The sequence below is a fragment of the Salinivibrio sharmensis genome, assembly GCF_001995985.1.
GTDB lineage: Bacteria > Pseudomonadota > Gammaproteobacteria > Enterobacterales > Vibrionaceae > Salinivibrio > Salinivibrio sharmensis.
The window spans coordinates 181,746-205,784 of the sequence record NZ_MUFC01000001.1; the positions used below are offsets into that span (position 1 = coordinate 181,746).

General features: G+C 50.4%; 21 protein-coding genes. 7 read left to right on the top strand and 14 right to left on the bottom strand.

What is annotated here, in order from left to right:
* Positions 1-20: 20 nt before the first annotated feature.
* The 7 genes from adk to BZG74_RS00895 form a co-directional block, all read right to left on the bottom strand.
* Complete coding sequence (gene adk, locus BZG74_RS00865; protein WP_077668774.1) at positions 21-665, bottom strand: adenylate kinase; 645 nt, start codon at positions 663-665, stop codon at positions 21-23.
* Positions 666-822: 157 nt separating this feature from the next.
* A complete protein-coding gene (gene htpG, locus BZG74_RS00870) occupies positions 823-2,718 on the bottom strand; it encodes a molecular chaperone HtpG (protein ID WP_077770949.1) in 1,896 nt (631 codons plus the stop codon).
* A 272-nt stretch (positions 2,719-2,990) separates the two neighbouring features.
* Complete coding sequence (recR, locus tag BZG74_RS00875) at positions 2,991-3,599, bottom strand: recombination mediator RecR (RefSeq protein WP_077770950.1); 609 nt, start codon at positions 3,597-3,599, stop codon at positions 2,991-2,993.
* A gap of 3 nt (positions 3,600-3,602) precedes the next feature.
* Entirely contained in the window at positions 3,603-3,932 is a 330-nt protein-coding gene (locus BZG74_RS00880) for a YbaB/EbfC family nucleoid-associated protein (protein WP_046073581.1), read from the bottom strand.
* Positions 3,933-3,956: 24 nt separating this feature from the next.
* Positions 3,957-6,224 (bottom strand): DNA polymerase III subunit gamma/tau, encoded by a 2,268-nt coding sequence (gene dnaX, locus BZG74_RS00885; RefSeq protein ID WP_077770951.1) that lies wholly within the window; start codon positions 6,222-6,224, stop codon positions 3,957-3,959.
* 57 nt (positions 6,225-6,281) lie between these two features.
* Positions 6,282-6,827, bottom strand: coding sequence for an adenine phosphoribosyltransferase (gene apt, locus BZG74_RS00890; protein WP_077770952.1), 546 nt, complete (start codon positions 6,825-6,827; stop codon positions 6,282-6,284).
* 37 nt (positions 6,828-6,864) lie between these two features.
* Positions 6,865-7,272, bottom strand: a complete 408-nt coding sequence (locus BZG74_RS00895; protein ID WP_077770953.1) for a YbaN family protein — start codon at positions 7,270-7,272, stop codon at positions 6,865-6,867.
* A gap of 423 nt (positions 7,273-7,695) precedes the next feature.
* Here BZG74_RS00895 and BZG74_RS00900 point away from each other — a divergent pair, with 423 nt between their 5' ends.
* The gene (locus tag BZG74_RS00900) at positions 7,696-8,082 is read left to right on the top strand and encodes a hypothetical protein (RefSeq protein WP_077770954.1); all 387 of its coding nucleotides are present in this window, start codon (positions 7,696-7,698) and stop codon (positions 8,080-8,082) included.
* A 134-nt stretch (positions 8,083-8,216) separates the two neighbouring features.
* Here the strand turns inward: BZG74_RS00900 and BZG74_RS00905 are convergent, their stop codons facing one another.
* Together BZG74_RS00905 and BZG74_RS00910 are read right to left on the bottom strand one after the other, a co-directional pair.
* On the bottom strand, positions 8,217-8,864 hold the full coding sequence (locus tag BZG74_RS00905; RefSeq protein WP_077770955.1) for a YccT family protein: 648 nt from the start codon (positions 8,862-8,864) through the stop codon (positions 8,217-8,219).
* 88 nt (positions 8,865-8,952) lie between these two features.
* A complete protein-coding gene (locus tag BZG74_RS00910) occupies positions 8,953-9,957 on the bottom strand; it encodes a porin (protein ID WP_077770956.1) in 1,005 nt (334 codons plus the stop codon).
* A 536-nt stretch (positions 9,958-10,493) separates the two neighbouring features.
* Here BZG74_RS00910 and dinG point away from each other — a divergent pair.
* The 6 genes from dinG to BZG74_RS00940 all read left to right on the top strand — a co-directional run bounded on the left by dinG (position 10,494) and on the right by BZG74_RS00940 (position 17,063).
* Positions 10,494-12,566 (top strand): ATP-dependent DNA helicase DinG, encoded by a 2,073-nt coding sequence (dinG, locus tag BZG74_RS00915; RefSeq protein WP_077771120.1) that lies wholly within the window; start codon positions 10,494-10,496, stop codon positions 12,564-12,566.
* 14 nt (positions 12,567-12,580) lie between these two features.
* On the top strand, positions 12,581-13,354 hold the full coding sequence (locus BZG74_RS00920) for a sulfite exporter TauE/SafE family protein (RefSeq protein ID WP_392397579.1): 774 nt from the start codon (positions 12,581-12,583) through the stop codon (positions 13,352-13,354).
* Positions 13,355-13,378: 24 nt separating this feature from the next.
* Positions 13,379-13,930: a primosomal replication protein gene (locus BZG74_RS00925; RefSeq protein WP_235605686.1), complete on the top strand. Its 552-nt coding sequence runs from the start codon at positions 13,379-13,381 to the stop codon at positions 13,928-13,930.
* A gap of 14 nt (positions 13,931-13,944) precedes the next feature.
* Positions 13,945-14,871, top strand: a complete 927-nt coding sequence (locus BZG74_RS00930; RefSeq protein WP_077770957.1) for a histone deacetylase family protein — start codon at positions 13,945-13,947, stop codon at positions 14,869-14,871.
* Positions 14,868-15,050 (top strand): DUF2496 domain-containing protein, encoded by a 183-nt coding sequence (locus BZG74_RS00935; protein ID WP_077770958.1) that lies wholly within the window; start codon positions 14,868-14,870, stop codon positions 15,048-15,050. The genes BZG74_RS00930 and BZG74_RS00935 overlap by 4 nt, the downstream gene beginning before the upstream one ends.
* A gap of 582 nt (positions 15,051-15,632) precedes the next feature.
* Positions 15,633-17,063 carry an alanine/glycine:cation symporter family protein gene (locus BZG74_RS00940; protein WP_077578512.1) on the top strand — a complete coding sequence of 477 codons (1,431 nt, stop codon included), beginning with the start codon at positions 15,633-15,635 and terminating at the stop codon, positions 17,061-17,063.
* A gap of 109 nt (positions 17,064-17,172) precedes the next feature.
* Here the strand turns inward: BZG74_RS00940 and BZG74_RS00945 are convergent, their stop codons facing one another.
* The 5 genes from BZG74_RS00945 to BZG74_RS00965 form a co-directional block, all read right to left on the bottom strand.
* On the bottom strand, positions 17,173-17,412 hold the full coding sequence (locus BZG74_RS00945) for a hypothetical protein (protein WP_131825616.1): 240 nt from the start codon (positions 17,410-17,412) through the stop codon (positions 17,173-17,175).
* 103 nt (positions 17,413-17,515) lie between these two features.
* Positions 17,516-18,247 (bottom strand): 3'-5' exonuclease, encoded by a 732-nt coding sequence (locus BZG74_RS00950; protein ID WP_077770960.1) that lies wholly within the window; start codon positions 18,245-18,247, stop codon positions 17,516-17,518.
* 9 nt (positions 18,248-18,256) lie between these two features.
* Positions 18,257-20,134, bottom strand: a complete 1,878-nt coding sequence (locus tag BZG74_RS00955) for a DUF294 nucleotidyltransferase-like domain-containing protein (protein WP_077770961.1) — start codon at positions 20,132-20,134, stop codon at positions 18,257-18,259.
* A gap of 161 nt (positions 20,135-20,295) precedes the next feature.
* Positions 20,296-21,912, bottom strand: coding sequence for a BCCT family transporter (locus BZG74_RS00960; protein ID WP_201247345.1), 1,617 nt, complete (start codon positions 21,910-21,912; stop codon positions 20,296-20,298).
* Positions 21,913-22,338: 426 nt separating this feature from the next.
* Positions 22,339-23,955 (bottom strand): BCCT family transporter, encoded by a 1,617-nt coding sequence (locus BZG74_RS00965; protein WP_198531468.1) that lies wholly within the window; start codon positions 23,953-23,955, stop codon positions 22,339-22,341.
* Between the last annotated feature and the right edge of the window lie 84 nt (positions 23,956-24,039).

Genomic DNA, 24,039 nt, shown 5'->3' on the forward strand with positions numbered 1-24,039 from the left:
CGCGACACATTGAGCCTGGTTTAGCCGAGTACCTTTTGGATCTCTGCGCTCACCTGCTCAACCGCTTGTGTACCATCGAAGGTCACAAACTGAGTGTTGCCGGCATCGGCTTCTTTTTTGTAGTAAGCAATCAGTGGTGCGGTTTGATTATGATACACATTCAACCGTGCGCGCACTGTCTCTTCTTTATCATCATCACGTACCACTAGCTCCTCGCCAGTCACGTCGTCTTTTCCTTCCACTTTCGGTGGGTTGTAAACAACGTGATAAGTACGGCCTGAAGCAAGGTGAGCACGGCGACCACTCATACGCTCAACAATTACGTCATCCGGAACGTCGAATTCGAGTACGTAATCGATCGCAACACCGATCTCTTTCAGTCCATCAGCTTGAGGAATGGTGCGTGGGAACCCATCTAGCAAGAAGCCGTTGGCACAATCATCTTGCGAGATACGCTCTTTAACCAAGCCAAGAATGATGTCATCAGACACCAATTCGCCAGCATCAATAACCGCTTTGGCTTGTTTGCCAAGCTCAGTGCCCGCTTTAATCGCGGCGCGCAACATGTCACCCGTAGAAATCTGCGGAATCCCGTATTTTTCCATGATGAACTGCGCTTGCGTCCCTTTACCCGCGCCCGGTGCACCCAACAGAATGATGCGCATAGTGATCCCCTTTATGATTATTTAGGTTTCGTTAAACTGCGTCTATATTCGCAAAGACACGAAACATACACGCTTAACTAAACGCTATCAAGCCCGGCAATCCGGCCGGGCTTGTTCGATAGTCATTCAGTATGTGGTCTCGACAATCGCCTGTCGATTATACCTTAGTCAGAAGCTGGTTGACCGAAGCCAAGAAGTCTGACGGATCGTCCATGCTGCCTTTCTCTGCCAGCATCGCTTGACCCAGCAGCATTTCTACCCAGGTACCGAATTTCTGCTCATCGCTTTCATCCGCCATGCGTTTGACCAGGTTATGCTCTGGGTTCAGCTCAAAGATGTACTTCACATCAGGCGCTTGCTGACCAGCTGCCTCAAGAAGCTTCGCCATTTGCGTGCCCATCTCAAACTGATCAGTCACCACCACGGCCGGCGTGTCTGAGAGTTTAAAGGTGGTACGTACATCTTTAACGCGATCCCCCAAGTGCGATTTTACTCGCTCAATCACAGACTCAAAGGCTTTTTCGGTTTCTTCACGCTCTGCTTTTGCCTCTTCATCATCGAATTGGCTCAGGTCGAGATCCGCCTTGGTAATTGCTTGGAACTGCTTACCATCGAACTCGGTCAGGTAGCTCATCAACCACTCATCAATGCGGTCATACATCAAGATAACTTCGATGCCTTTGGCTTTAAACTGCTCCAAGTGCGGGCTGTGTTTGGCCGCATTGTAGCTATCCGCGGTGATGTAGTAGATTTTGTCTTGCTCTTCTTTCATGCGCGACACGTAGTCGGCCAAGGAGACGGTTTGCTCAGCGCTGTCTTCATGCGTTGAGGCAAAGCGCAGCAAGCCAGCAATTTTTTCTTTATTGCTGAAATCTTCCGCCGGCCCTTCTTTCATTACCAAGCCAAACTCACGCCAAAACGTCTGATACTTCTCCGCATCGTTTTTAGCCAGTTTTTCTAGCATCGACAACACGCGCTTGGTACACGCACCGCGCAGTGACTGCGTGATCTTGTTGTCTTGCAGGATTTCACGCGAGACGTTAAGCGGTAAATCGTTAGAGTCAATCAAACCACGGACAAAGCGCAAGTAACTTGGCATGAATTGTGACGCATCATCCATGATAAAGACGCGTTGTACATAGAGTTTCAGTCCATGTTTGTGCTCGCGGTTGTAAAGATCCCAAGGGGCTTTTGACGGGATATACAACAAGCTAGTGTAGTCGTTCTTACCTTCAACGCGGTTATGGCTCCACGTCAGCGGTTCGGCAAAGTCGTGCGAGACATGCTTATAGAACTCTTTGTATTCGTCTGCCGAGATATCTGACTTAGCGCGGGTCCAAAGCGCTTGCGCTTTGTTGACTTGTTCCCACTTACCTTCGCCAGTCTCGTTACCTTCCTCGTCTTTCTCTTGCGTCCACATTTCTACCGGAATACCGATATGGTCAGAGTATTTACCGATCACCTCACGTAGGCGCCAATCATTGAGGAACTCTTTCTCGTCGTCTTTAAGGTGCAGAGTAATCTCGGTGCCACGGTCAGCTTTGCTGATAGGCTCTAGGGTATACTCACCTTCACCAGTTGACTCCCACTGCACTGCCTCGTCGGCAGCAAGACCCGCTGCACGAGTGCGCACGGTTACCTTGTCAGCGACAATAAAGGCAGAGTAAAAGCCGACCCCGAATTGGCCAATGAGGTTCGAGTCCTTGCTTTGATCTTCGTTAAGCTGTTTAAGAAACTCTTCCGTGCCCGATTTGGCAATGGTACCGAGGTTGGCGATGACATCATCACGGCTCATACCAATACCATTATCAGAGACAGTTAACGTACCGGCGTCACTATCAAAGGAAAGGCGAACGCGCAGGTCACCGTCATTTTCATACAGCTCAGGGGCGGACAACGCTTTAAAACGCAGCTTATCAGCGGCATCTGACGCGTTTGACACTAGCTCTCGCAGGAAAATCTCTTTGTTTGAGTAGAGAGAGTGGATCATCAACTGCAGCAATTTGGACGTATCTGAACCAAACTGATGTTTTTCTGGGGTTTTCACGCTCATGTCAATCTACCTAACACTATGAGGATTAATGGCGACGTGGACTCAATGCCCACGTTACAATGAATTCGTATTCAGTCCTCTTGGATATAGGGATCCTGTTACACGCTTTCAAGGCCTAGGTGGTCAAGTTAAAGCCAGTTAGTGTTAAGGCGATAGGCAATAGGAAAAGAAAAGCCTAACCAGAGGCTAGGCTTTTGAGGGTCAATCACACTGTTAGCGCTGTATCGCCACGTAAACAGGCTCACCCACCGTTGAGGGCTACGTCAAACAATTTAGCGATACTTCAACTGCTGGCGACCGATAATTGAGTGAGACAACGTGGTGCCGTCGACCAATTCAAGCTCGCCTCCCATCGGCACGCCATGTGCGATACGGCTGGCACCCACTTGGTGCTCTTGGCAAAGCTCAGCGATGTATTGCGCCGTGGCCTCGCCTTCCACCGTCGGGTTAGTCGCCAAAATAAGCTCTTGAATGGGTTCGTGTTGCAAACGCCTTTCCAACACATCAAGGCCGATGTCTGCCGGGCCAATGCCATCAAGGGGGGACAAATGCCCCATCAAGACAAAGTACCGCCCAGAGTACTGGCCAGTAGCCTCGACGGCCGCAATGTCTGCCGGGCTTTCAACCACACAAATCAACCCGGTTTCTTGGCGCTTCGGGTTATCGCAAATGGCGCACACGTCTTGCTCGGTAAAGGTTCGACATTGGCTGCAGTGGCCAATGTCTGTCATTGCCGTGCTCAGTGCTTGCGCGAGAGCCAATCCACCTTGGCGGTTTCGTTGCAATAGGTGGTAGGCCATCCGCTGCGCTGATTTAGGGCCAACGCCTGGCAAACAACGCAGCGAGTCCATCAGTTGTTCAAGTAACTGGCTGGTGCGCATAGATTAAAATGGCATTTTCATGCCCGGTGGTAACTGCATACCACCTGTCACTTCCGCCATTTTCTCTTTTTGTTGCTCCTCAACACGACGGGCAGCATCGTTGAATGCGGCCGCAATCAAGTCTTCCAGCATGTCTTTATCATCTTCCATCAAGCTATCGTCGATATCGACACGACGGATGCTGTGGCTGCCTGTCATGGTCACTTTCACCATGCCGGCGCCCGCTTCGCCTGTCACTTCCATGCTGGCGATTTCTTCTTGTACTTTCTGCATGCGCTCTTGCATTTGCTGCGCCTGCTTCATCATGTTACCCATGCCGCCTTTACCAAACATAATTCTCTCTCTTGGTTAGGTGTCTTAAATTGGTCGAATGCTGTCTTCTTCTAACTCCGCCGCAAAGCGTTGAAGAATAAAAGTCACATTCGGATCATTATGCAGGCTGTGTGTCGCCTGCGCTAATTTTTGTTGATAGAGCTGTTCTCGCCGCTCTAACGGTGTGATGCCTGACTCCCCGAGCTGCACCTCCAAGGTTATGGGGGCACCTAGCGCTGTCGTCAAGGCCTCAGTCAATTGCTGCTGGGCTTTTTCGGTATTAAGGTGCGATTGATCTGGGCGTAAGATAAGTTGTACCCGCTCACCTTGCTGGGACATGGCCGCATTGAGCGCCATTTGCTTGACCAATCGCTCCACCTCTAAGCTGTCTGCCAGCGCACACCAAGGGTCTTGCGCATTGGTTTCCTCCACCAGTTTGTCACGCATAGCAGGCGTTTTTTCATGCTCTAACGCCTGCTTTATCGAATTAGGGGTCAAGGTTGGTGTAACCTCAGGCGATTGTTGCACGGGCTGAGTAGGACGCCATTGATAAGGCTCTGACGATACCTTACTTCCATGCGATGTCTGCTTTGGTGCTGACGTCGAATTGCCCGTTTGATGCGCCGGGGCGGACACAGGCGATGCACTCTCTGCCGCTGTCGCTACGCGATCGAGCACAGATAACGCATCAGTCTTGGCCGGTGTCCGTCCCGCCTTTTTTACACTGCTCCCCGTTTGATCAGTTTGACGCTTCATACGACTACGCAACTGATTGCGCGCCTGAATAAGGCTAGAGGCAGGCGACTGACTCGCCGGGGTTGGCGCTGGATCAGGCACCGAATCATCGACCACCGGTTGGCTTTGCTTGGCGACACTCACTTGACGTGCCCCACTGCCGGACGCATCTACGATAGGCACCTCCTCGCCAGTCTTTGCCATCGGCTGCTGAGGCGCTGGCGCGTGTGGATCATTGACGTTTTGGGAGCTTTCCGGCGTATCTCGGTCATTGTTCACCGGAGTATCGCCCATGGGCCGGTTCTGTTGTGCCTCATGCGCCTGGGGCGCATCGCTTGGTGGCGACTGGTTTGGCGACGCCACACTGGCCGATGAGACCTGTGCTTTTAATGCATTTAGCGCTTGCGAGGGATCTTTTTTGACCGGCGGCTGTGGCGCAGAAGCAGGATCGTGTGTCGGCACCGCTATAGTAGCCGGTTCATACGGCACGGTTTTCACCGGCTGAAACGCCAACATACGCAGCAAGACCATTTCTAGACCGGCCCGCCCATCAGGAGCATAAGGCAGGTCTTGTCGCCCTTGCAGTGCCATTTGATAACACAGCTGCACATCTTGTGGCGAAAGCCGAGCGGCCAAGGCGTGAATTCTTGCTTGCTCGCCACTGTCATCATCATGCGTCTGAGGCAGAGCTTGAGCCAACGCGACATGGTGAAGCTGACTGGCTAACTCTTTAAGTAAGCCATCCCATTCCACCCCGACGTGCGCAATTTGCGCCAGCATGTTCATCAACTCGACCGCATCATGGTTCGCCAAGGCTTCAAGGAGTAAGAGTGCGTTATCGGTACTCAGGGTCCCAAGCATCTCTGCCACTGCTTGGGTGCTAATTTGTCCATTTCCGAGCGCAATCGCCTGATCGGTTAAGCTCAAGGCATCGCGCATACTGCCTTCCGCAGCCCGTGACAACAGCATTAAAGCACGTGATTCTGCCTCGACCCCTTCTTGGCCAAGGATATGCTCTAGCTGCGTCTGAATCTGGCTGGCGTCAAAGTGCTTTAAATGAAACTGTAGGCAACGCGATAAAATGGTAACCGGTAGCTTTTGTGGATCCGTGGTCGCCAATAAAAACTTGACGTACTCAGGCGGCTCTTCCAACGTTTTTAGCAACGCATTGAAGCTGTGGCGTGACAGCATGTGTACTTCATCGATTAGGTACACTTTGTAGCGGCCACGTGCAGGCTTGTATTGGACGTTATCGAGCAGCTCTCGCGTGTCCTCTACCTTGGTACGAGAAGCGGCATCAATCTCCAGCAAGTCAACGTACCGGCCCTCATCGATTTCACGGCAGGTTGAACACTGACCACAAGGCGATGACGACACGCCCTGCTCACAATTAAGCCCTTTGGCAAAAATACGTGCAATGGTGGTTTTACCCACACCGCGAGTACCACTGAACAAGTATGCGTGGTGCAAGCGGTCATGGTCCAGTGCATTGGCCAAGGCCGTCAGCACGTGACTTTGACCAGCCACAGACTCAAAATTATGGGGTCGCCACTTGCGAGCGAGGACTTGGTAACTCATGTCAATTCGCTTCCTGTATGCTGATTGCTAACGCGGGACCCTGCATATAGCCTGGCATTAGTGGCCTGCAAACTCGCACAAGCTATAAACACTGATCCCAAGCGCGGCCAGTTTTTCTTCCCCGCCGATCTCCGGCAAGCTTATCACAAAGCCAGCGTGTTCTACGGTGCCGCCTAAACGGCGCACCAGCTTAACGGTGGCTTCTATTGTGCCACCTGTCGCCAGCAGATCGTCAATGACGAGCACTTTATCGCCCTCGTCGATCGCATCGCGATGGATTTCTAGGGTATCTTCACCGTATTCCAGCTGGTAGTTTTCGCTGATCACCGCACGTGGTAATTTGCCAGGTTTGCGAACCGGCACAAATGGCAGCCCTAACGCCAGCGCCAGTGGCGCGCCAAATAGAAAGCCGCGCGACTCGGTGCCAATCACCTTGGTAAACCCATGATCACGGTATTGTGCCACCAAGGCATCAATCGTCGTTTGGTAGGCAACAGGGTCTTCCATCAAGCTGGTGACATCGCGAAATAAGATGCCTGGTTTGGGGTAATCTGGAATGGTTTGAATACTTTGTTTGATGACATTCAAGCTGTCGGTGCTCATGGCCAATTCTCGCCGATTAAAAACGCAAACCGCAATGTTATGAATTTTCGGCCGAGCCAGCAACAGATTCCGTTTCAGGTAGGCGGAGAAACCAGCACAAGAGCACAATTAAACACATGACGAGTAGCCCTTTAAGCCACATCGCGCCGACGATATAAATGGAGAAACTGAAACTTGCCACAATCATGACCGTCGCGCGCCGCTTAACTTTGCGACTAATTGCGCGCTTTTGGTACCAATCGGTCAATATCGGTCCAAACGTGGGGTGGGCATGGAGCCAGTTGGCGATGCGGGGAGAGCCACGCATAAAGCAGCCACTGGCGAGCAGCAAAAACGGCGTGGTAGGGAGTACAGGCAAAAAGGCGCCTGCCGCACCCAGCGCGACCCATAACCACCCTAATCCGTTCCATAACCAACGCCAAGGGGCTGTCGGTGCTTGCTGCATAGTGACCAATGACCTTTTGTTGAGCTTTCGTTGCTCTCTTTCACTCTCACTAGTGTAGTGGCTGAGTTAAGACAGGTACAGGGTGGCGAATAAGGAATGCCGCACGGTGAGTGAATAAGGCGGTGATTAGCCGCCAAAAATGATGCCAAGCCATGTGAGGCTGGCAGGTAAGGTCGGGATCAGTAAGACCAGCAGAAAGCCGATGAAATACTTAACGTTATAAGGCTCTTTAAAATCGTGTTCCATTTTGTTACTTCACTCACAACAGCATAACAACAGTGAACGGTTACTATAGCTCAGGTGAGCACCGCTAAAAACGGACGCTTTGTAAGGTTTTAGCTGGATCCTTGATTTACATCAGGGTAACAACTTGTGCAAATAGGTCATGATAAAAGTCATTTTAGCCAATCAAGCGAACTGACCATGGATACAACAACCCTTGCCCAGCTTGGGCGCGAGCTTAGCCGCGAGCGCACTGAACTGGTAGCAACATTAACCACGCGATTGCGTGAAGACTGGGACAAGCATTGCGAGAAGCTCACCATTTCGGATCTGATTAAAGAAAGCCAAGGGGTACCACCTGGTGCCATCCGATGCCTCGGTGAACGTTTAGAAAAAGTCGATGCGGCTTTATGTGCCATGGATTTGGAGATTTATGGCTTGTGTGCCGATTGTGAAAGTGAAATTCCACTGGATGATTTAATGGAAGACGCCGCCGAGCAGCGCTGCCCGCAGTGCCGTGCGTCGAATTATTATCATCACGATCCAGCCACTCGCCGAACCACTGCGGGAGCACGTAAAACCGTGTGATCGCGAGGTTGACTTTCGCTTGTCTCATCGTGGCTTAAACGGAACGCGCCCAGCATGAGCTGGGCGCGTTTTTTTATTGACTGCTTAAAGCTATCAAGCAAGTGGTACTAACGACCACCCATCACACTAGGCGCTTAATCTTGGTCAATAATCCAACGACGGAACGACTTACGCTCTTGGTCACTGGCTTTGGTATACCAAAGCTTCAACTGAGAAAGTGCATCACCCTTAATTGAGGCTTGGCCTTGATCGTCCACCTCGACCAATACATCGTTAAGGTTCTTACTTCCACCTTGGTCGATAATGATGCCATTCTCACGGTTATACTCCGCCACCAGCGCTTCCATATCGGCATAGGCAGCAAAGCCATCACCTTTTAACTCGACAGCGTCTAAAGGCATCACATCACCGTTATCAAACTCGGCTTGCCATTGCGGGTTGCCGTCAAAATAACTGGTCGCCTGGTTTTTTACCCGTAGATTAGTATCTATGTTGATGGTGGCATCGCGGCCATCAACGTCCAGCTCAAACAGATACGGGCGCGAGGTAAAAATCACCTCTTTACTGCCGCGTTGCACTTCGCCGTCAAAGCGCATCACTAATTGGTGGGTACCGTTATCTAGTTCAATCGTTTGCTGCGGTGCCCAGTTATCAAAAGTCACCTCTTTACCATCCACGACCAAGAACTCAATATTACGTGCTGAAGTAATTTCTGCCGCATTAACCACACTCGATGCTATGAGAGTGCTGAGCACCAAGCTCATACCTACTACTTTTTTCATCTCTACTCCAAACCGTGATAATAAAAAAGCCGCCCGAGGGCGGCTTTTGCAATCAGTGCTACGTTTAGCAGTGATGGTGTAAGCTCAATTAGAACTTAACTTCTACACCAGCAACATAGCCTAGCTCGTGATCTTCACCGTTCGCAACTTCGCCGTTGCTGTCACCAAGCTCTGCGTAAACTTTAGCGTTGCTATGCAGCGCGTAAGCTACGTTTGCATAGTAACCATTCACTGCGTCATCAGAGCCGTCTGTGTCTTGACGGTCCCAACCTGCAGAAAAGGTTGTTTTATCCATGGTGTAAGCAGCAGCCAGAGAGAAGTAATCGGTATCTACGTCTGCTTTCCCTGTCTCTTCTTTAGTCAACTGACCGAAAGATGCTGCTAGTGCAACGTTTTCGATACCTGCATACTCAGCTTCAAACTGATAGCCTTTGGTGTCTTTAGTGTTTGACTCATCGTAGTCATAGTAGTAACCACGAACGTCAAAGTCGTTTACGCGATAGCCTAGACGAAAATCAACGACAGATTTGTCGTATTCGCCATCTTGGTCTTCTTTAACACCATTACCATTTTGCAGAGTTGACGCAGCACCATAGAATGTGCCGTTATCGTACACATATTTTGCAACTTGGTCGCCGTCAGATACTGGCACACCGAAGCTGTTGATAGACATTTCGAAGTCTTTAGTGATACCGATGTCGTCTGATACTAGTAGTTGACGACCGAAAGTGATGGTACCCCAGTTGTCGCCTTGGAAACCGACATAAAGTTCATCATTTTTAGTGTCGCCATCTTCAAATGCGAACGCCATGTGACCCAAAACAGAAAGGTCATCTGACACTGCCACTTCGGTGTTTACTGCAAAATCACCGTCATCCAAGCGCCATTTACCTTCGATGTCGCTACCAGCATGGGTGGTGGTATCACCATTTTTATCTGTAAAATCTTCAGTAATGCCATGGTAGTACTGTACTTCCATCGCACCAGATGCGTCTACTTTAACGCCTTCTGCGTCATACAGGTTGATGCTTGCTGATGCTGAGCCAGCAGCCAGCAGAGCTGGTACTGCCATTGCTAGAATAGTCTTTTTCATGGTTAATCCACTGCCTTTTCTATTTAGTCATTATGAGTTCCTTCTTGGAACTCTGTTTTGTTGTGACTGTCACTCTATTACCAGCAGCTAATGCTGCGAAGAACAAAATGCCAGTTCACTGAAACTTCGTGGCTAATCGTGCAGAACATTTGTGGTTCTGTCAACTCGCTGGAAGCGTATTACAATCTAGACAAAAACCACTTAAAAACAACAATATAGCCATATTTGCTGAACTGAGATCACAGTTTATCTCGCTGCTAGCGCTCCTTTTGATGAAAATAAACAACAAACAGAAACAACATAAAACCCTAAAAATATCACTTAAAATCATAAATATTAGAATAAAATACTAATCAATAGCTTAAATCAGGCGTTTTGTTAATCAAACGGCAGATCAGCAAGATAGCTAAGAATGGTTCAAATTAAATTCGTGACCAAGATCTCATATCTGTAAGGAAATCTTGCAGTTCGCGATCGTTTTCACGTTTTTGCCTCGTGCTATACTGGCCGCCAACCTTTGCAACTCGGACCTGTTGATGCTCAGCCCTGCCGTAAAATCAGACATTCGCGCGTGCTACCAAACGCTACAAGATCAACTTCCCCACTTTATTCCCCGTAAAGCCCAGAACTATTTAGTGGCAGAGCTTGCGAAAACCCTAGCCGGTGATTACGAGCCGAAACGCCGATTATTGGTGGCAGAAGCAGGCACTGGGGTCGGCAAGTCGATGGCCTATCTGATGGGGGCGATCCCATTTGCACTCAACAACAATAAAAAAGTGGTCATTTCCACCGCGACAGTGGCGTTGCAAGAGCAGCTTGCCAATAAAGATATCCCGTTTTTTCATCGCATTTGTCCAAAGCCGTTTGATTTTATCTTGGCCAAAGGGCGTCAACGCTATTGTTGTGCACATAAACTCAGCGCGGTGGCGGATACGGAAAGCATTCAAGGCGCGCTATTTACCCAAAAACCCAAGCGTAGCGAACAATTGTTACTCAACGATCTCTACGCTACGCTGAGTCAAGGCAAGTGGGATGGTGATAGAGACAGTTGGCCAAAACCCATTGCTGATCATCTTTGGCAAGCCATCGCCTCTGATAAACACACTTGCCATGCCGGTTTACCCGCCCACCGTGGTTGCCCGTTTGCTAAAGCACGCGAAGCGATGGATAAAGCGGATGTGGTGGTGGTGAATCATAGCCTACTGCTGGCCGATTTAGAGCTCGGTGGCGGGGTGATCTTGCCCGAGCCAGAACAATGCCTGTATATGATTGACGAAGCTCATCACTTGCCCACTGTCGCGCGAGATTTTTCTGCCGCCAGCGCTAGCCTGTTGGGTGTGATCAGCTGGTTAGAAAAGCTCAATCAAGCGACGACCAAGTTGGGCAATACCGCGGATATTAAGCGTGCGCATCGGTTTGTCGATAGCTTGCTCGAGGCGATTCAAACCTTAATCCCAGGCTTACGCGAGATTAAACAACAGCTCAGTCAATTGCCGCTCAACGAGGATGGTTGCTACCGCTTTGCCGATGGCGAGCTCCCCGATGCGCTTATCTCGCCCAGTGAACAACTCAAAACCGCGAGCAAAAAAGCCCATCAAGCATTGGGAAAAATCCATGATTTGATCAATGAGCGTCTGAAAGAAAATGACATTTCGGCAAAACTGGCGGATCCGGCGCTCGCGGAAACGGCTTTTTTCCTGCAACGGTTAGAAAACCTAGAAAAGGTGTGGGCATTGATGGCTCAACCCAATTCTGATAAAGGGGCCCCCTTGGCACGTTGGGTACAAGCGTGTCGCGAGCGCGAAGGCGATCTTTGGGTGCATGTTTCTCCTTTGGAAGTCGGCTGGCGCCTAGATCAAATGCTCTGGTCTCGCGCAGCTGGCGTGGGCCTTTTTTCCGCCACTTTGCGTGCACTAAATCGGTTCAGTTATTTCTGTCGTCAGGTTGGTTTGAGCGAAACCGACGGCTCGCGTTATTTAGCCTTACCCTCGCCATTTGATTACGCCAACAAAGCGCGCTTGGTGATCCCCACTATGCCTTGTGAACCTCAAGCGAGCGACTTTACAGATGCATTAAACGAGAAAATACTTGAACACCTCGAAGGCGAACGTGCCTCTTTGGTGCTCTTTGCCTCCTACTGGCAAATGAAACAAGTGACACAAGCAATTGAAAGCACCTGCAAGCAACGGGGCTGGCAACTGCTTTGCCAAGGGAGCCAGTCGCGTACCGCGTTACTCAAAGCGCATCAGCAAGCGGTTAACGCTGATAAAACCAGTATCATTTTTGGCACCGGCAGCTTTTCCGAAGGCTTAGATTTACCAGGTAAATTATTGACTAACCTCATTATTACCAAGATCCCCTTTGCGGTGCCAACCTCACCGGTTGAAGAAGCGCACGCTGAATATATCGAGCGCTGTGGTGGCAACCCGTTTTTACAAATTGCCGTGCCAGAAGCAAGTAAAAAGCTGGTGCAATCAGTGGGGCGGCTACTGCGCAAAGAAGAGGACTCTGGTAAAGTAGTACTTCTTGACCGGCGAATTATCACCCGTAGATATGGCCAATCCTTACTCGACTCGCTACCTCCCTTTGAACGCGTGATCGAACCTTAAACTGACGAGTTAACATGCTGGAACTGATTGACCTCTCTACTTTAATTATTCTGGGGCTGACCGCGTTTGTCGCTGGATTTATTGATGCGGTTGCTGGCGGTGGCGGCATGCTCACGGTGCCTGCTCTATTATCACTCGGCCTGCCGCCGCATGTTGCGTTAGGTACCAATAAGTTGGCCGCGACCTTTGCCTCAAGCACCGCCGCGTTCACTTATTATAAAAAGCGCCTATTTTCTCCCTTATTTTGGCAACATGCGTTTTGGGGGACCTTAATTGGCGCCACGGCCGGCACCCTGCTGGTGGATGTTTTGAGTACCGAATGGCTCGAAAAGGCGATACCGATCGTCGTATTAGTGGCCGCGGTGTATACCATCTGGCACCCGCACCCAAAGGGCGATAACAACCAGCTACCCACACGATGCCCGAAGTTGCCAATAAAACAATGGAGTCAAGGTTTATCTCTTGGCTTTTACGACGGGGTGGCAGGTCCAGGAACCGGCGCATTTTGGACGGTTTCCACCATGTCGCTCTATCGGATGAATATCTTGCTATCCTCTGGGTTAGCAAAGGCGATGAACTTTACCAGTAACTTCACCTCTCTGGTGGCGTTCGCGCTGTTAGGCCATGTGAGCTGGGCGCTGGGCTTAACCATGGGCGCGTGTCTTATGCTGGGCGCCTTTATTGGCGCACACTCAGCAATCCGCTTTGGTAGCCGTTTTATTCGCCCTATTTTTATCACCGCGGTGGTTATTCTAGCGGGCAAGCTTGCCGTTGATGCTTGGTTCTAGCCCTCAACAAAAGAGAACGACACCATGAAAGCGCAAATCGATGCAATGGCTCAACATTTAGACCAACTTGCTGTTCAGGCGGCAGAGGTCGATCGGCGTCGCGGCGAAGCCAAAGCACCTTTATTTGCTACGCCACTTTTTCATTGCAAAGGCAAGCTGTTAACGCCTTGTGTTAATGAAGCGCAAGGCTTATTGGAGGTGATGCGCCGCGACCACCAGCAAGGGGTGCTAACGGATGCGCGTGCGACCCATATTTGCGAAACCTTGTTGGCACAAATCACCGCACTGCAACGTGAGCTTGCAACCCAACCTTTACGTAAGCAAGAACAAGCGCGGCGTGGGCCACGGCGACAGTCGATCGGTGAGCTTTATCAAGACTTGGCCAAACACCAAGACTGGGAAAAGCGTCTCGCCGACAAACTCCGTGATGCCAACGCCAGTGTTGAGATGGCCTCCAGTCCGGCTGTACGGCAACAGCATCAAAAGCAAGTTCTCGCACTTGAGCAACGCCTTGCACGGTGCACCAAAGCCCGAGAACGTATTGAAACCACTATTACTTACCGGGAAAAGCGATAACGTAAGGAGCGAATGTGCTACCACTGATATACCATCCCATTTACTCTGATTTCCCGCTTCCCGAGGGTCACCGTTATCCACTGCAAAAGTACCGGCTGCTGTTCGAACGATTGCAAGCGCTTGCATTGCCGGTTGAGTTTTACCAGCCCACCGCCGCACAAAGAGAGGTCATTGACGCGATTCATGACCCCGCCTATGTGAGTCAATTACTCGAGGGCAACTTGCCTTTGGTAAAAATGCGTCGTATTGGTTTTCCTTGGAGTGAGTCGCTCATAAAACGCAGTTTAACCTCTCTGGGCGGCACCACCTTAACGGTGGATCAGGCATTGCGCACGGGTCTGGCTATTCATCTCACTGGCGGTTACCACCATGCCCACTATGATTTTGGCAGTGGATTTTGCTTATTTAACGATTTGATGATTGCCGCCCGTCATGCGCTTACTCAACCAGGTATAGAGACGGTAATGATCGTCGATTGTGATGTTCACCACGGCGATGGCACTGCCGCGCTGGCCTCCTCACATCCAGATATTGTGACCTTTTCCGTCCACTGTGAGAAAAATTTCCCCTCGCGCAAACCAGCATCAACGCTTGATTTACCCCTCCCGATTGGCACCCAAGATAGCGACTACCTTGATGCCTTTTTGCCTTTACTCGACCTTGCACTGGCTCAGCACCGCCCCGACATGGTGATCTATGATGCGGGTGTCGACGTGCATAAAGACGATGCGTTGGGGTATTTGTCGCTTAGCTCTGAGGGCATTTTTCAACGTGACACAGGCGTGCTATCACGGTGTGCCGCCCACCAGATCCCGGTCGCTGCGGTCATTGGAGGAGGTTATCATGACACCCACGACCAGCTGATCCCGCTGCACGAACAACTCATCCAAGCCGCTATCACTCACTTTCCCGACTTTTCCGCCAGCCTGGAGGCATCATGACTGACTCACATTCTTCCTCATCAAAAGCACTCGAAGAGGCGCCCGACGACGTCAAGCTCGCCGTTGATCTTATCTATTTACTTGAAAGCCATGAGATTGATACCGACACAGCGCTCTCCGCGATCGATATCGTTAAGCATGATTTGCTGACCAAAAAAGCGGCGTCATCCAGTGAATAAGTCATCTTTATCTACTCACTCGGGCAGTGTAGCTGGGGAATAAGTCAGAGCGTGCAGCGGAAATATGAGGCATTGATCACATTTCGTTCAGCGCGTGTCATGCCGATATTTAGTCACTCAATTCGCTAAAGTATGCGTAGATTATTAAAGTGACTGCTTTAACATCAAGTAATTAGCGTGCAACCCATTACATTCTAGTTACAGTTTTTAGTGCTGTTATTAACACTGGCAAACGTTCAAAAAACCAACAGATCAATAATCATCTAGTGTTTTGTCTCATAAATGTCGGTATTATCCGGCGTGCTCCACTCAGTGTATTGATGTGCTAAGACATCGCTATCACTGGCAACGGCGCACTCTGGCAACAGCCGAGCATGGATTCAAAATGCTGTTGCAGATCCAACATCGCGCGTCATAGCGAGCCAGACGTTTTGGTGCTAGCGCGCGTTTCGTTGCTCACCTGCATGGACGGCAGAGATCTCACATGGACAGTGGTTGTCGACCCTCGCTCTTTCACGATGAACCTGAGTTCACGTGTTTATCGAGTTAGGCGTCTCCCAACAGACAAAACAGAGTTTAATGATGGAACAACTTAAAAATCTATTTGTGTCCATAGTCGATACAGGTAACGGCCTCCTTTGGGGCAGCGTACTCATTTATCTTTTGATTGGCTTAGGTTTGTACTTCACCGTACGATCTGGCTTTATTCAATTCCGTAACTTTGGCCACATGTTCAAACTCATGGCCAACAGCCGCGATGGCGCGTCAGGTGGTATCTCTTCTTTCCAAGCCTTTAGTACCAGTCTGGCAGCGCGCGTCGGTACCGGAAACATGGCCGGTGTGGCCGTCGCACTCTATCTGGGTGGCCCTGGTGCTATCTTCTGGATGTGGCTGACGGCATTGGTCGGCATGGCAACCAGTTTCGTCGAGTCCACCTTGGCGCAGGCGTACAAAGTTAACCACAACGACAAAACCTTTCGCGGTGGTCCAGCTTACTACATCGAGAAAGGCTTAGGTCAGCGCTGGTTAGGTATTGCGTTCGCTATCTGTCTGATTATCGCCTTTGGTCTGGCGTTTAACGGTGTCCAGTCCAACTCCATTGCTGCAGCAATGAATACCGCGTTTGGCTTTGATGCCTTAGCGGTTGGCATCGGCCTTGCCGTAGTGACCGCGCCCGTGATTTTTGGCGGTATGCGTTCGGTTGCGCGTGTGGCGGAGCTGATCGTGCCGTTTATGGCACTGGCGTATTTGCTGGTTGCCCTTGTCGTGGTTGGCATGAATATCGAGCAGCTACCTGCTGTGATCTCCACCATTGTTAAAAGCGCGCTCGGGCTTGAACAAGCGGCGGGTGGTGCTATGGGTTATGCGATCGCGCAAGCGATGATGCACGGTATTAAGCGCGGTTTATTCTCCAACGAAGCAGGTATGGGTTCAGCACCGAATGCCGCTGCTACCGCAACCACCAAGCCGAATCACCCAGCGGCGCAAGGCTATGTTCAGATGCTGGGGGTTTTTGTCGACACTATCGTTATCTGTACCGCGACAGCATCGATCATCTTAATCTCCGGTATGCTTGAGCCAAATAGCGGCCTAACGGGTATTGCGCTTACCCAAGAAGCATTGGTTAGCCAAGTGGGTGACTGGGGTGCGGCGTTTATTGCTATCGCAATCCTCTTATTCGCTTTCACCTCTATCATTGCCAACTATTCTTATGGTGAGTCAAACATCGAGTATATTTTCCGCTCGAAAAACGCGATTCTGCTCTACCGTATTGCCGTGTTAGCCATGGTATTGGTGGGGTCGATTACCGACTTACCGTTAATCTGGAGCTTTGCTGACTTGTCAATGGGCATGATGGCCGTGATCAACTTGGTGGCGATTGCGCTCTTGTCGGGTGTCGCGTTTGCGCTGATGAAAGATTATGAAGATCAGCGCCGTGCGGGCAAAAACCCAACCTTTGACCGCACCAAGTTCCCGAAACTGGATAAGCAAATCGATAAAGACGTTTGGTAATCCCCTACGGGTCATACGAAAAAACCACCGAGCAATCGGTGGTTTTTTTTACCCTCACTTTTAAGCCTTAGGCGCGTGCACTGTCGCCGTTGCGTCGGTGTCTCTCACACTACACGCTCAACCAATAGCCAATGAGTAGGGCGAAAACAAGGCAAGCGCCAGCATAAAAACCCAACTCAATTTTACGTGCGGTCATATCTTCAGCCTCTTCAGGCTGTAACGTAATCCCCCAATAAGCAAAGCCAATGGACGCTGACAGCAATAGCACACCGAGACCGAACGCTAACCCTTCAACCGCATGGATCAATGTCATTTTTCCTCTCACTTCCGTCACTGACTTATAGCACATCGATTATACGCCTTGTCAGTCATTACGAAAACCATCAGTCAAGGGTTCATTCATGCTCTCGTCCTAAGATCAGCTGCTTTAGCAGCGAGGATTGTTCCCGCGGCTAGCGCCACAGTTCACTGATGGGTGTGTCCGGTGAAAAGTCATGGGCAATTTGCGCTTGCAGTAGTTCAGCGGTGGCCATCGCATCCGTCAGTGCATGGTGACTCTGGTAAAAGGGCAAGTGATAACGATGACGACTATCGGCTAAACGAATCGACTCAGGCGGGCGACGTGCAATCCAATCCATAAAGCTGCGTTTACCGCTTCTGTGTTTGCGTGCTTCTAACTCCATGGTATCGACCATTGGGAAAATGATCCCCTCGCCTAAGCGCTGCTTGATCGCACGGTCCAGAAACTCCCGCTCAATACGGCGATAATGAACCACAACCACGGAGCCGGCCAACGCGCTCAGTAAAGGTTCAATCACATGCGAAAAGTCAGGGGCATTCACGATATCCGAGTGGGTGATCCCATGAATCACAATCGACGACTCTGCCAACGGCCGATTAGGGTTAACTATCCAGTGCTGCGCCTGCTGGCAGCGAATGCGGTTCAGGGTAAAGGGCACCAAACCAATACTGACGATGGCATCTTGCTGGCTATCGAGCCCTGTGGTTTCAAAATCCAACGCGACAAAAGACACTTGTGAGACAGGTGTCTCGGGCGACACCCAGCCTTGTTGATAAAACGCTTGTAATGTTTCGTGCTGCACCGTCTCACGTTTGGTTTCTAACATAGCACGCCAGTCCACGTGGTCGGCATCCTCTTTTTTTCTTAAATCGAAATGAAGCATACCCTCCCCTTAAGACCGATTCGGCTGGTAACGGAATTTCAAGAACTTCTGTGCGTTGCTTAAGATCTGAAACGCATCTTTTAGGTTTCGACGCTCAAAATCAGACAGGTTCTCTGGCTCGATGTTATTGTCCGGCTCGCGACCCGCTTCGATGTCTAACGCTTGATGACGAATGCGCACCATAGAAATAAATTCCATCGCATCGCGTAAGTCTGGGCCGCGACCTTTAGGCAAGATCCCCGATTCAATAATATCGTCCAAGCGCTCAAAGGAGTTTTGCGAGCGTGAATCGATCGCCAATGAATGTACCCGAATCAGATCGGCCAAAGGTGCCGTGCCACGACGTTTTAAGTTAATGGAATTGTTATGGCGCCCGTCCTGCTCCATGACAAAGTCTTTGAAAAAGCCCAGTGGCGGTGTGCGATTGAGCGCATTGCGTGCCATCGCCGCCAAGAAGCGGTTGTTGCGGCGCGCACGACGACCAATAAAGGCTTTGAGTTGCTCTGCCCAGTTAGTGCGGCCATGCACGCCATCAAGGTCAAAAAAGATATTACTGTCAAGCAGTGAGCGCGGGCTGGGATTATCAATCCAATCCGCAAAGCATTGCTCCCACTCTTTGAGCGTTTTTCGCCACTCAGGGTTAGTCGCCATAATATTGCCGGTGCAATACGTATACCCACACGCATTCAATCCATCAGAGACACGTTTAGACAAGGCTTCAAAATACGCATTGTGCTGACTGTGATCATAACTATCGTCCAAAATAATCGCATTATCTTGGTCGGTGACAATTAACTGCTCGTCACGTGCCATCGAGCCCATGGCTAAAAAGCAATACGGTACTGGTGGCTCACCGAGCTCTTCCTCAGCAAGCTCAAGCAAACGCTGTTTAAAACTACGGCCAATCACCGACAATGCGGAACCTATCATGTGTGAATTCGCGTCTTCGTTGACCATACGGACAAAGCAATCTTTCACCTGTTTAGACAGGATCACCAAATCATCCACGGATTGTTGACGGAAAATACTCGCCACCAAGAAAAGGCTGTTTTGTGACTCATAGCGCGCGATATCAGACAGTGCGACCACCCCAATCGGCTTACCGTGTTGGATCACGGGCACATGATGAAGGTTTGAGCGCAAGATGGTCAGCATTGCCTCAAAAATATACGCGTTATGGTCAAGCGTGATCAGCTGTGGTGACATGATTTCTTGCACTGGCGTCTCATAAGGTAAGCCTTCCGCTAAGACGCGATTACGTAAGTCACGATCCGTAATGATCCCCAGTACCGGCTTTATACCTGTATCAGGGTCTGGCTCATCGCCCATTACTAAGATAGAAGATACGGTTTCCTGGGACATGACCTGCGCAGCGTGCTGAACTGAATCGGTACTCGAAATCATTACCGGGTCACGGATGATCAGTTTTTTGACCTTGGAGGTGGTTAAGTCGTTGGCTTCATTGTGACTCGATACCGCTTGACGCAGTCGCGTTCGGTCTTCTACCTCTACAAAGTCAGCAAAGTGCTCAAAGTCGTCAAACAAACGGTTGAACATCGCTTCAGGGATGAAATAGATCAATGTATCTTCGATCGCTTTGGCGGGCATCCGGACGCGGTTGTTCATCAAAAGCCCCATCTGACCAAAGATATCGCCTTCTGAGATACGGTTGTATAAGGTGCCATTACGGCGGAATAGCTCTACGGCGCCGCTACGCAAAATGGCCAAATCGTGAATTTCATCACCATATGCAAAAATATCGGTGCCTGCGCGGTAGTAACTGATTTCAATGCTGGTTGCCACCTCAGCGACCACCTCTTCCGGCATCGCGTCAAACGGCGCGTATTGCGCTAGAAATGTCGCGATTTCAATCTGTTCAGCTTCCATAATGTCACCTAAACCTGCATTTTATTGAAGGGCTCCCTCTTTTGGGACACCGGTCCTTTCGCGAGCGGCACAGCTCAATCGCTGGCCGGGTAATAAAAAAGGCAGCCCCAAAGGCCTGCCTTTCCTATCTTAGCTAACAATCAAACAGTTAGCACACCTGTTTATTTCGCACGTGGCTCAGAAGCCAAGCCTTTAAACAAGGAGACGGTTGCCACCAGCAGCACCACCGCGAATGGGAAGCCGGTGGAGACAGCCATCGCTTGTAACGCTACTAGGCCGCCACCAAGGATCAGTGCCACCGCAACCAAGCCCTCGAACGATGCCCAGAACACCCGTTGTGAGACTGGCACGTCCATCTTTCCGCCCGCTGAGATGGTATCAAGCACCAAAGAGCCCGAGTCTGACGACGTGACGAAGAACACGATCACCAGAATAATACCAATGAACGAGGTGATCGTCGCAAGCGGCAGGCCTTCAAGCATTGCAAACAGTGTCAGAGACAGCTCGGCATCGACAACGGCGGTATACCCCTCGTTGACAAACTGGTCAATCGCCGTGCCCCCGAATGACGTCATCCAAAGCACACTCGCCGCCGATGGGATCAACAACACACAGGTAATGAACTCGCGTACCGTTCGACCACGCGATACCCGCGCGATAAACATCCCGACAAATGGTGACCAAGAGATCCACCACGCCCAATAGAAGGACGTCCAACCTTGAGTAAAGTTGGCATCTTCACGGCCAAATGGCATCGCCAATGCTGGCAAGTTTTCTAAATAGGCGCCAAGATTACCGAAGAAGCCGGTCAGAATCGCGAGCGTCGGGCCGACCGCAATCACAAACAGCAGCAATAAGAACGCAAGGATGAGGTTAATCTCGGATAAGCGCTTCACACCTTTATCAACACCAGCGACAACCGAGAAGATCGCCATTGCGGTGATCACCACCACCAAAATGACCTCAGTCGTTACCCCTAAAGGCGTATCAAACAAGTAATGTAAACCACCTGATGCCTGCGACGCGCCGATCCCCAAAGAAGTCGCAAGGCCAAACAACGTAGCAACAATCGCGAGCACATCAATAATATGACCCGTCCAACCCCAAACACGTTCACCGAACAAGGGGTAGAACACCGAGCGGATAGTCAGGGGCAATCCTTTATTGTACGCAAACAGGGCAAGACCAAGCGCCAGCACCGCATAGATGGCCCACGGGTGAAGCCCCCAATGGAAAATGGTCGCTGACATACCTAAACGACGTGCCGCTTCAGTAGCCCCCTCTGCGCCCCCTAAAGGCGACCAGTCAGTCCGGATGCCATTGGCGTTCGTCGCCGTGCCATCGAGCGCGGTTTGAAAATGCGTCAGCGGCTCTGACACACCATAAAACATTAAGCCGATACCCATACCTGCAGCGAACAGCATCGCGAACCAGCCACCATAGCCGAAATCCGGCTTGGCTTCTGTGCCGCCGAGGCGCACTTTTCCGAGTGGTGAAGCAATTAATACTAAACAAGCAATAACGAAAACGTTACCGGCTGAAAGGAAAAACCAATCAAGATTCGAGGTCAACCAGGCACGTAAATCGCTAAAAACCGGCCCCATTTTGTCTTGAAAGGCCAAGGTCACAAAGACAAAGGCCATAATCGCCAGTCCTGAGACCATAAATACTCGGTTGTGAATATCAAAACCAAACGGGCCCACTTTTAGGGCGACGTTATCCTGACCAACCTGGTAATCAGTGTCGATCGGATTAACTTTTCCGTCTGGCGTCATCATATCTTCATGGCTTTTATCGCTCACGCGTTAACTCCTTAGTTCGTCGATTCACAAGCCTTATATGCTGCCGAACACTGCCGAAGGTTGCTTGGTATTTAAGCGTGATAAAAACACCAAAAAGGGTGGCAATGACAACACGGTCAACAAGAATATCATAGAGCGCACGCGCTTTAATTAGGCCCCTAACCGCTTGGTCACTTTGTCATCAAGGTTGTTACACACATACCTTGCCAACACAGCATATTTACAACGAAGCAGATCCTTTGAACTCATTCTTTAACAGTTATAACGATTGGATAAAGGTGCTAGCTTTTGGCGCAATCAGGGAAGAGAAACAAACAATAGGCAGGAAAAACGTAACCGATAAAAAAGCAGCCCACTTGGGGGCTGCTTTTAAAACCTTAACGCAATGTTAAGCGTTTTGGCTTAAGAAGCACGAGGCTCTGAGGCCAAACCTTTAAACAGTGACACGGTAGCAACCAGCAACACAATCGTGAATGGGAAGCCTGTCGAGACCGCCATTGCTTGCAGGGCGACCAAGCCACCGCCAAGGATCAGCGCAACGGCCACCAAGCCCTCGAAAGAGGCCCAGAATACACGCTGTGGCACAGGAACATTCACTTTACCGCCGGCAGAAATGGTGTCGATAACCAATGACCCTGAGTCTGACGAGGTAATAAAGAACACCATGACCAGGATAATGCCGATAAACGAGGTGATCGCTGCCAGTGGCAGATCATCTAGCATCGCAAACAGTTTCAGTGATAGCTCTGCGTCCACAACCGCGGTATAGCCTTCATTGACGAACTGACCAATTGCGGTGCCACCAAAGGCAGTCATCCACAACACACAGGCTGCTGATGGGATGATCAACACACAAGTGATGAATTCACGCACGGTACGGCCACGCGATACGCGAGCAATAAACATACCGACGAATGGAGACCAAGAAATCCACCATGCCCAGTAGAAGGATGTCCAACCTTGGGTAAAGTTGGCATCTTCACGGCCAAATGGCATTGACAGCGCAGGCAGGTTTTGCAGATATGCGCCCAAGTTACCAAAGAAACCGGTCAGGATAGCGATGGTTGGACCCACTGCAATCACAAAGATTAGCAGCAATAGCGCAAGCATCATGTTGATTTCAGATAGGCGCTTGACCCCTTTATCAACACCAGCCACAACCGAAAGAATCGCGGCCCCTGTGATACCCATTACCAGCAACACTTCTGTGGTATCACCTAGCGGTGTATCAAACAGATAGTGAAGGCCGGCTGATGCCTGTGAGGCACCCAAGCCGAGCGATGTTGCAAGGCCAAACAAGGTCGCGATGATTGCCAAAATGTCAATCACGTGGCCTGTCCAGCCCCAAACGCGCTCACCAAACAGTGGGTAGAACACAGAACGCATGGTCAAAGGCAAGCCTTTGTTATACGCAAACAGTGCCAAGCCTAACGCCAATACCGCATAGATTGCCCATGGGTGTAAGCCCCAGTGGAAAATCGTGGCAGACATACCCAAGCGGCGCGCCGCCTCTGTATCACCGGCTGCCGCACCCAAAGGTGCCCAGTCAGTGCGAAGACCATCAGCGCCCACGGATGTTCCGCCTAACGCCGTTTGGAAATGCGTCAATGGCTCTGAAACCCCGTAGAACATCAGACCAATACCCATACCGGCTGCGAAAAGCATCGCAAACCAGCCGCCGTAGCTGTAATCAGGCTTAGCTTCGGTACCACCGAGTCTCACTTTACCCAGTGGAGACGCAATCAGCACTAGACAGGCAATAACAAAAATGTTTCCTGCTGAAAGGAAGAACCAGTCTAGGTTTGAAGTTAGCCATCCACGTAGATCCCCAAAAACAGGACCAATTTGGTTTTGAAAGGCCAGGGTGACAAAAATGAAGGCCAAAATAGCCAGCCCTGAGACCATAAATACTCGGTTGTGAATATCAAAACCAAACGGGCCGAGTTTCAGTGCCACGTTATCCTGACCGACCTGATAATCAGTATCGATCGGGTTAACCTTCCCGTCTGGTGTCATCATATCTTCATGGCTTTTATCGCTCACGAGTTAACTCCTTAGTCCGTTTATTCGGAAGCCTGTGAGTGTTGGTGGTGCGCCCATTAT

Coding starts and splice junctions, on each gene's coding strand:
- adk (WP_077668774.1), bottom strand. CDS start 665: ATGCGCATCATTCTGTTGGGTGCACCGGGCGCGGGTAAAGGGACGCAA.
- htpG (WP_077770949.1), bottom strand. CDS start 2,718: ATGAGCGTGAAAACCCCAGAAAAACATCAGTTTGGTTCAGATACGTCC.
- recR (WP_077770950.1), bottom strand. CDS start 3,599: ATGCGCACCAGCCAGTTACTTGAACAACTGATGGACTCGCTGCGTTGT.
- BZG74_RS00880 (WP_046073581.1), bottom strand. CDS start 3,932: ATGTTTGGTAAAGGCGGCATGGGTAACATGATGAAGCAGGCGCAGCAA.
- dnaX (WP_077770951.1), bottom strand. CDS start 6,224: ATGAGTTACCAAGTCCTCGCTCGCAAGTGGCGACCCCATAATTTTGAG.
- apt (WP_077770952.1), bottom strand. CDS start 6,827: ATGAGCACCGACAGCTTGAATGTCATCAAACAAAGTATTCAAACCATT.
- BZG74_RS00895 (WP_077770953.1), bottom strand. CDS start 7,272: ATGCAGCAAGCACCGACAGCCCCTTGGCGTTGGTTATGGAACGGATTA.
- BZG74_RS00900 (WP_077770954.1), top strand. CDS start 7,696: ATGGATACAACAACCCTTGCCCAGCTTGGGCGCGAGCTTAGCCGCGAG.
- BZG74_RS00905 (WP_077770955.1), bottom strand. CDS start 8,864: ATGAAAAAAGTAGTAGGTATGAGCTTGGTGCTCAGCACTCTCATAGCA.
- BZG74_RS00910 (WP_077770956.1), bottom strand. CDS start 9,957: ATGAAAAAGACTATTCTAGCAATGGCAGTACCAGCTCTGCTGGCTGCT.
- dinG (WP_077771120.1), top strand. CDS start 10,494: ATGCTCAGCCCTGCCGTAAAATCAGACATTCGCGCGTGCTACCAAACG.
- BZG74_RS00920 (WP_392397579.1), top strand. CDS start 12,581: ATGCTGGAACTGATTGACCTCTCTACTTTAATTATTCTGGGGCTGACC.
- BZG74_RS00925 (WP_235605686.1), top strand. CDS start 13,379: ATGAAAGCGCAAATCGATGCAATGGCTCAACATTTAGACCAACTTGCT.
- BZG74_RS00935 (WP_077770958.1), top strand. CDS start 14,868: ATGACTGACTCACATTCTTCCTCATCAAAAGCACTCGAAGAGGCGCCC.
- BZG74_RS00940 (WP_077578512.1), top strand. CDS start 15,633: ATGGAACAACTTAAAAATCTATTTGTGTCCATAGTCGATACAGGTAAC.
- BZG74_RS00945 (WP_131825616.1), bottom strand. CDS start 17,412: ATGTGCTATAAGTCAGTGACGGAAGTGAGAGGAAAAATGACATTGATC.
- BZG74_RS00950 (WP_077770960.1), bottom strand. CDS start 18,247: ATGCTTCATTTCGATTTAAGAAAAAAAGAGGATGCCGACCACGTGGAC.
- BZG74_RS00955 (WP_077770961.1), bottom strand. CDS start 20,134: ATGGAAGCTGAACAGATTGAAATCGCGACATTTCTAGCGCAATACGCG.
- BZG74_RS00960 (WP_201247345.1), bottom strand. CDS start 21,912: ATGATGACGCCAGACGGAAAAGTTAATCCGATCGACACTGATTACCAG.
- BZG74_RS00965 (WP_198531468.1), bottom strand. CDS start 23,955: ATGATGACACCAGACGGGAAGGTTAACCCGATCGATACTGATTATCAG.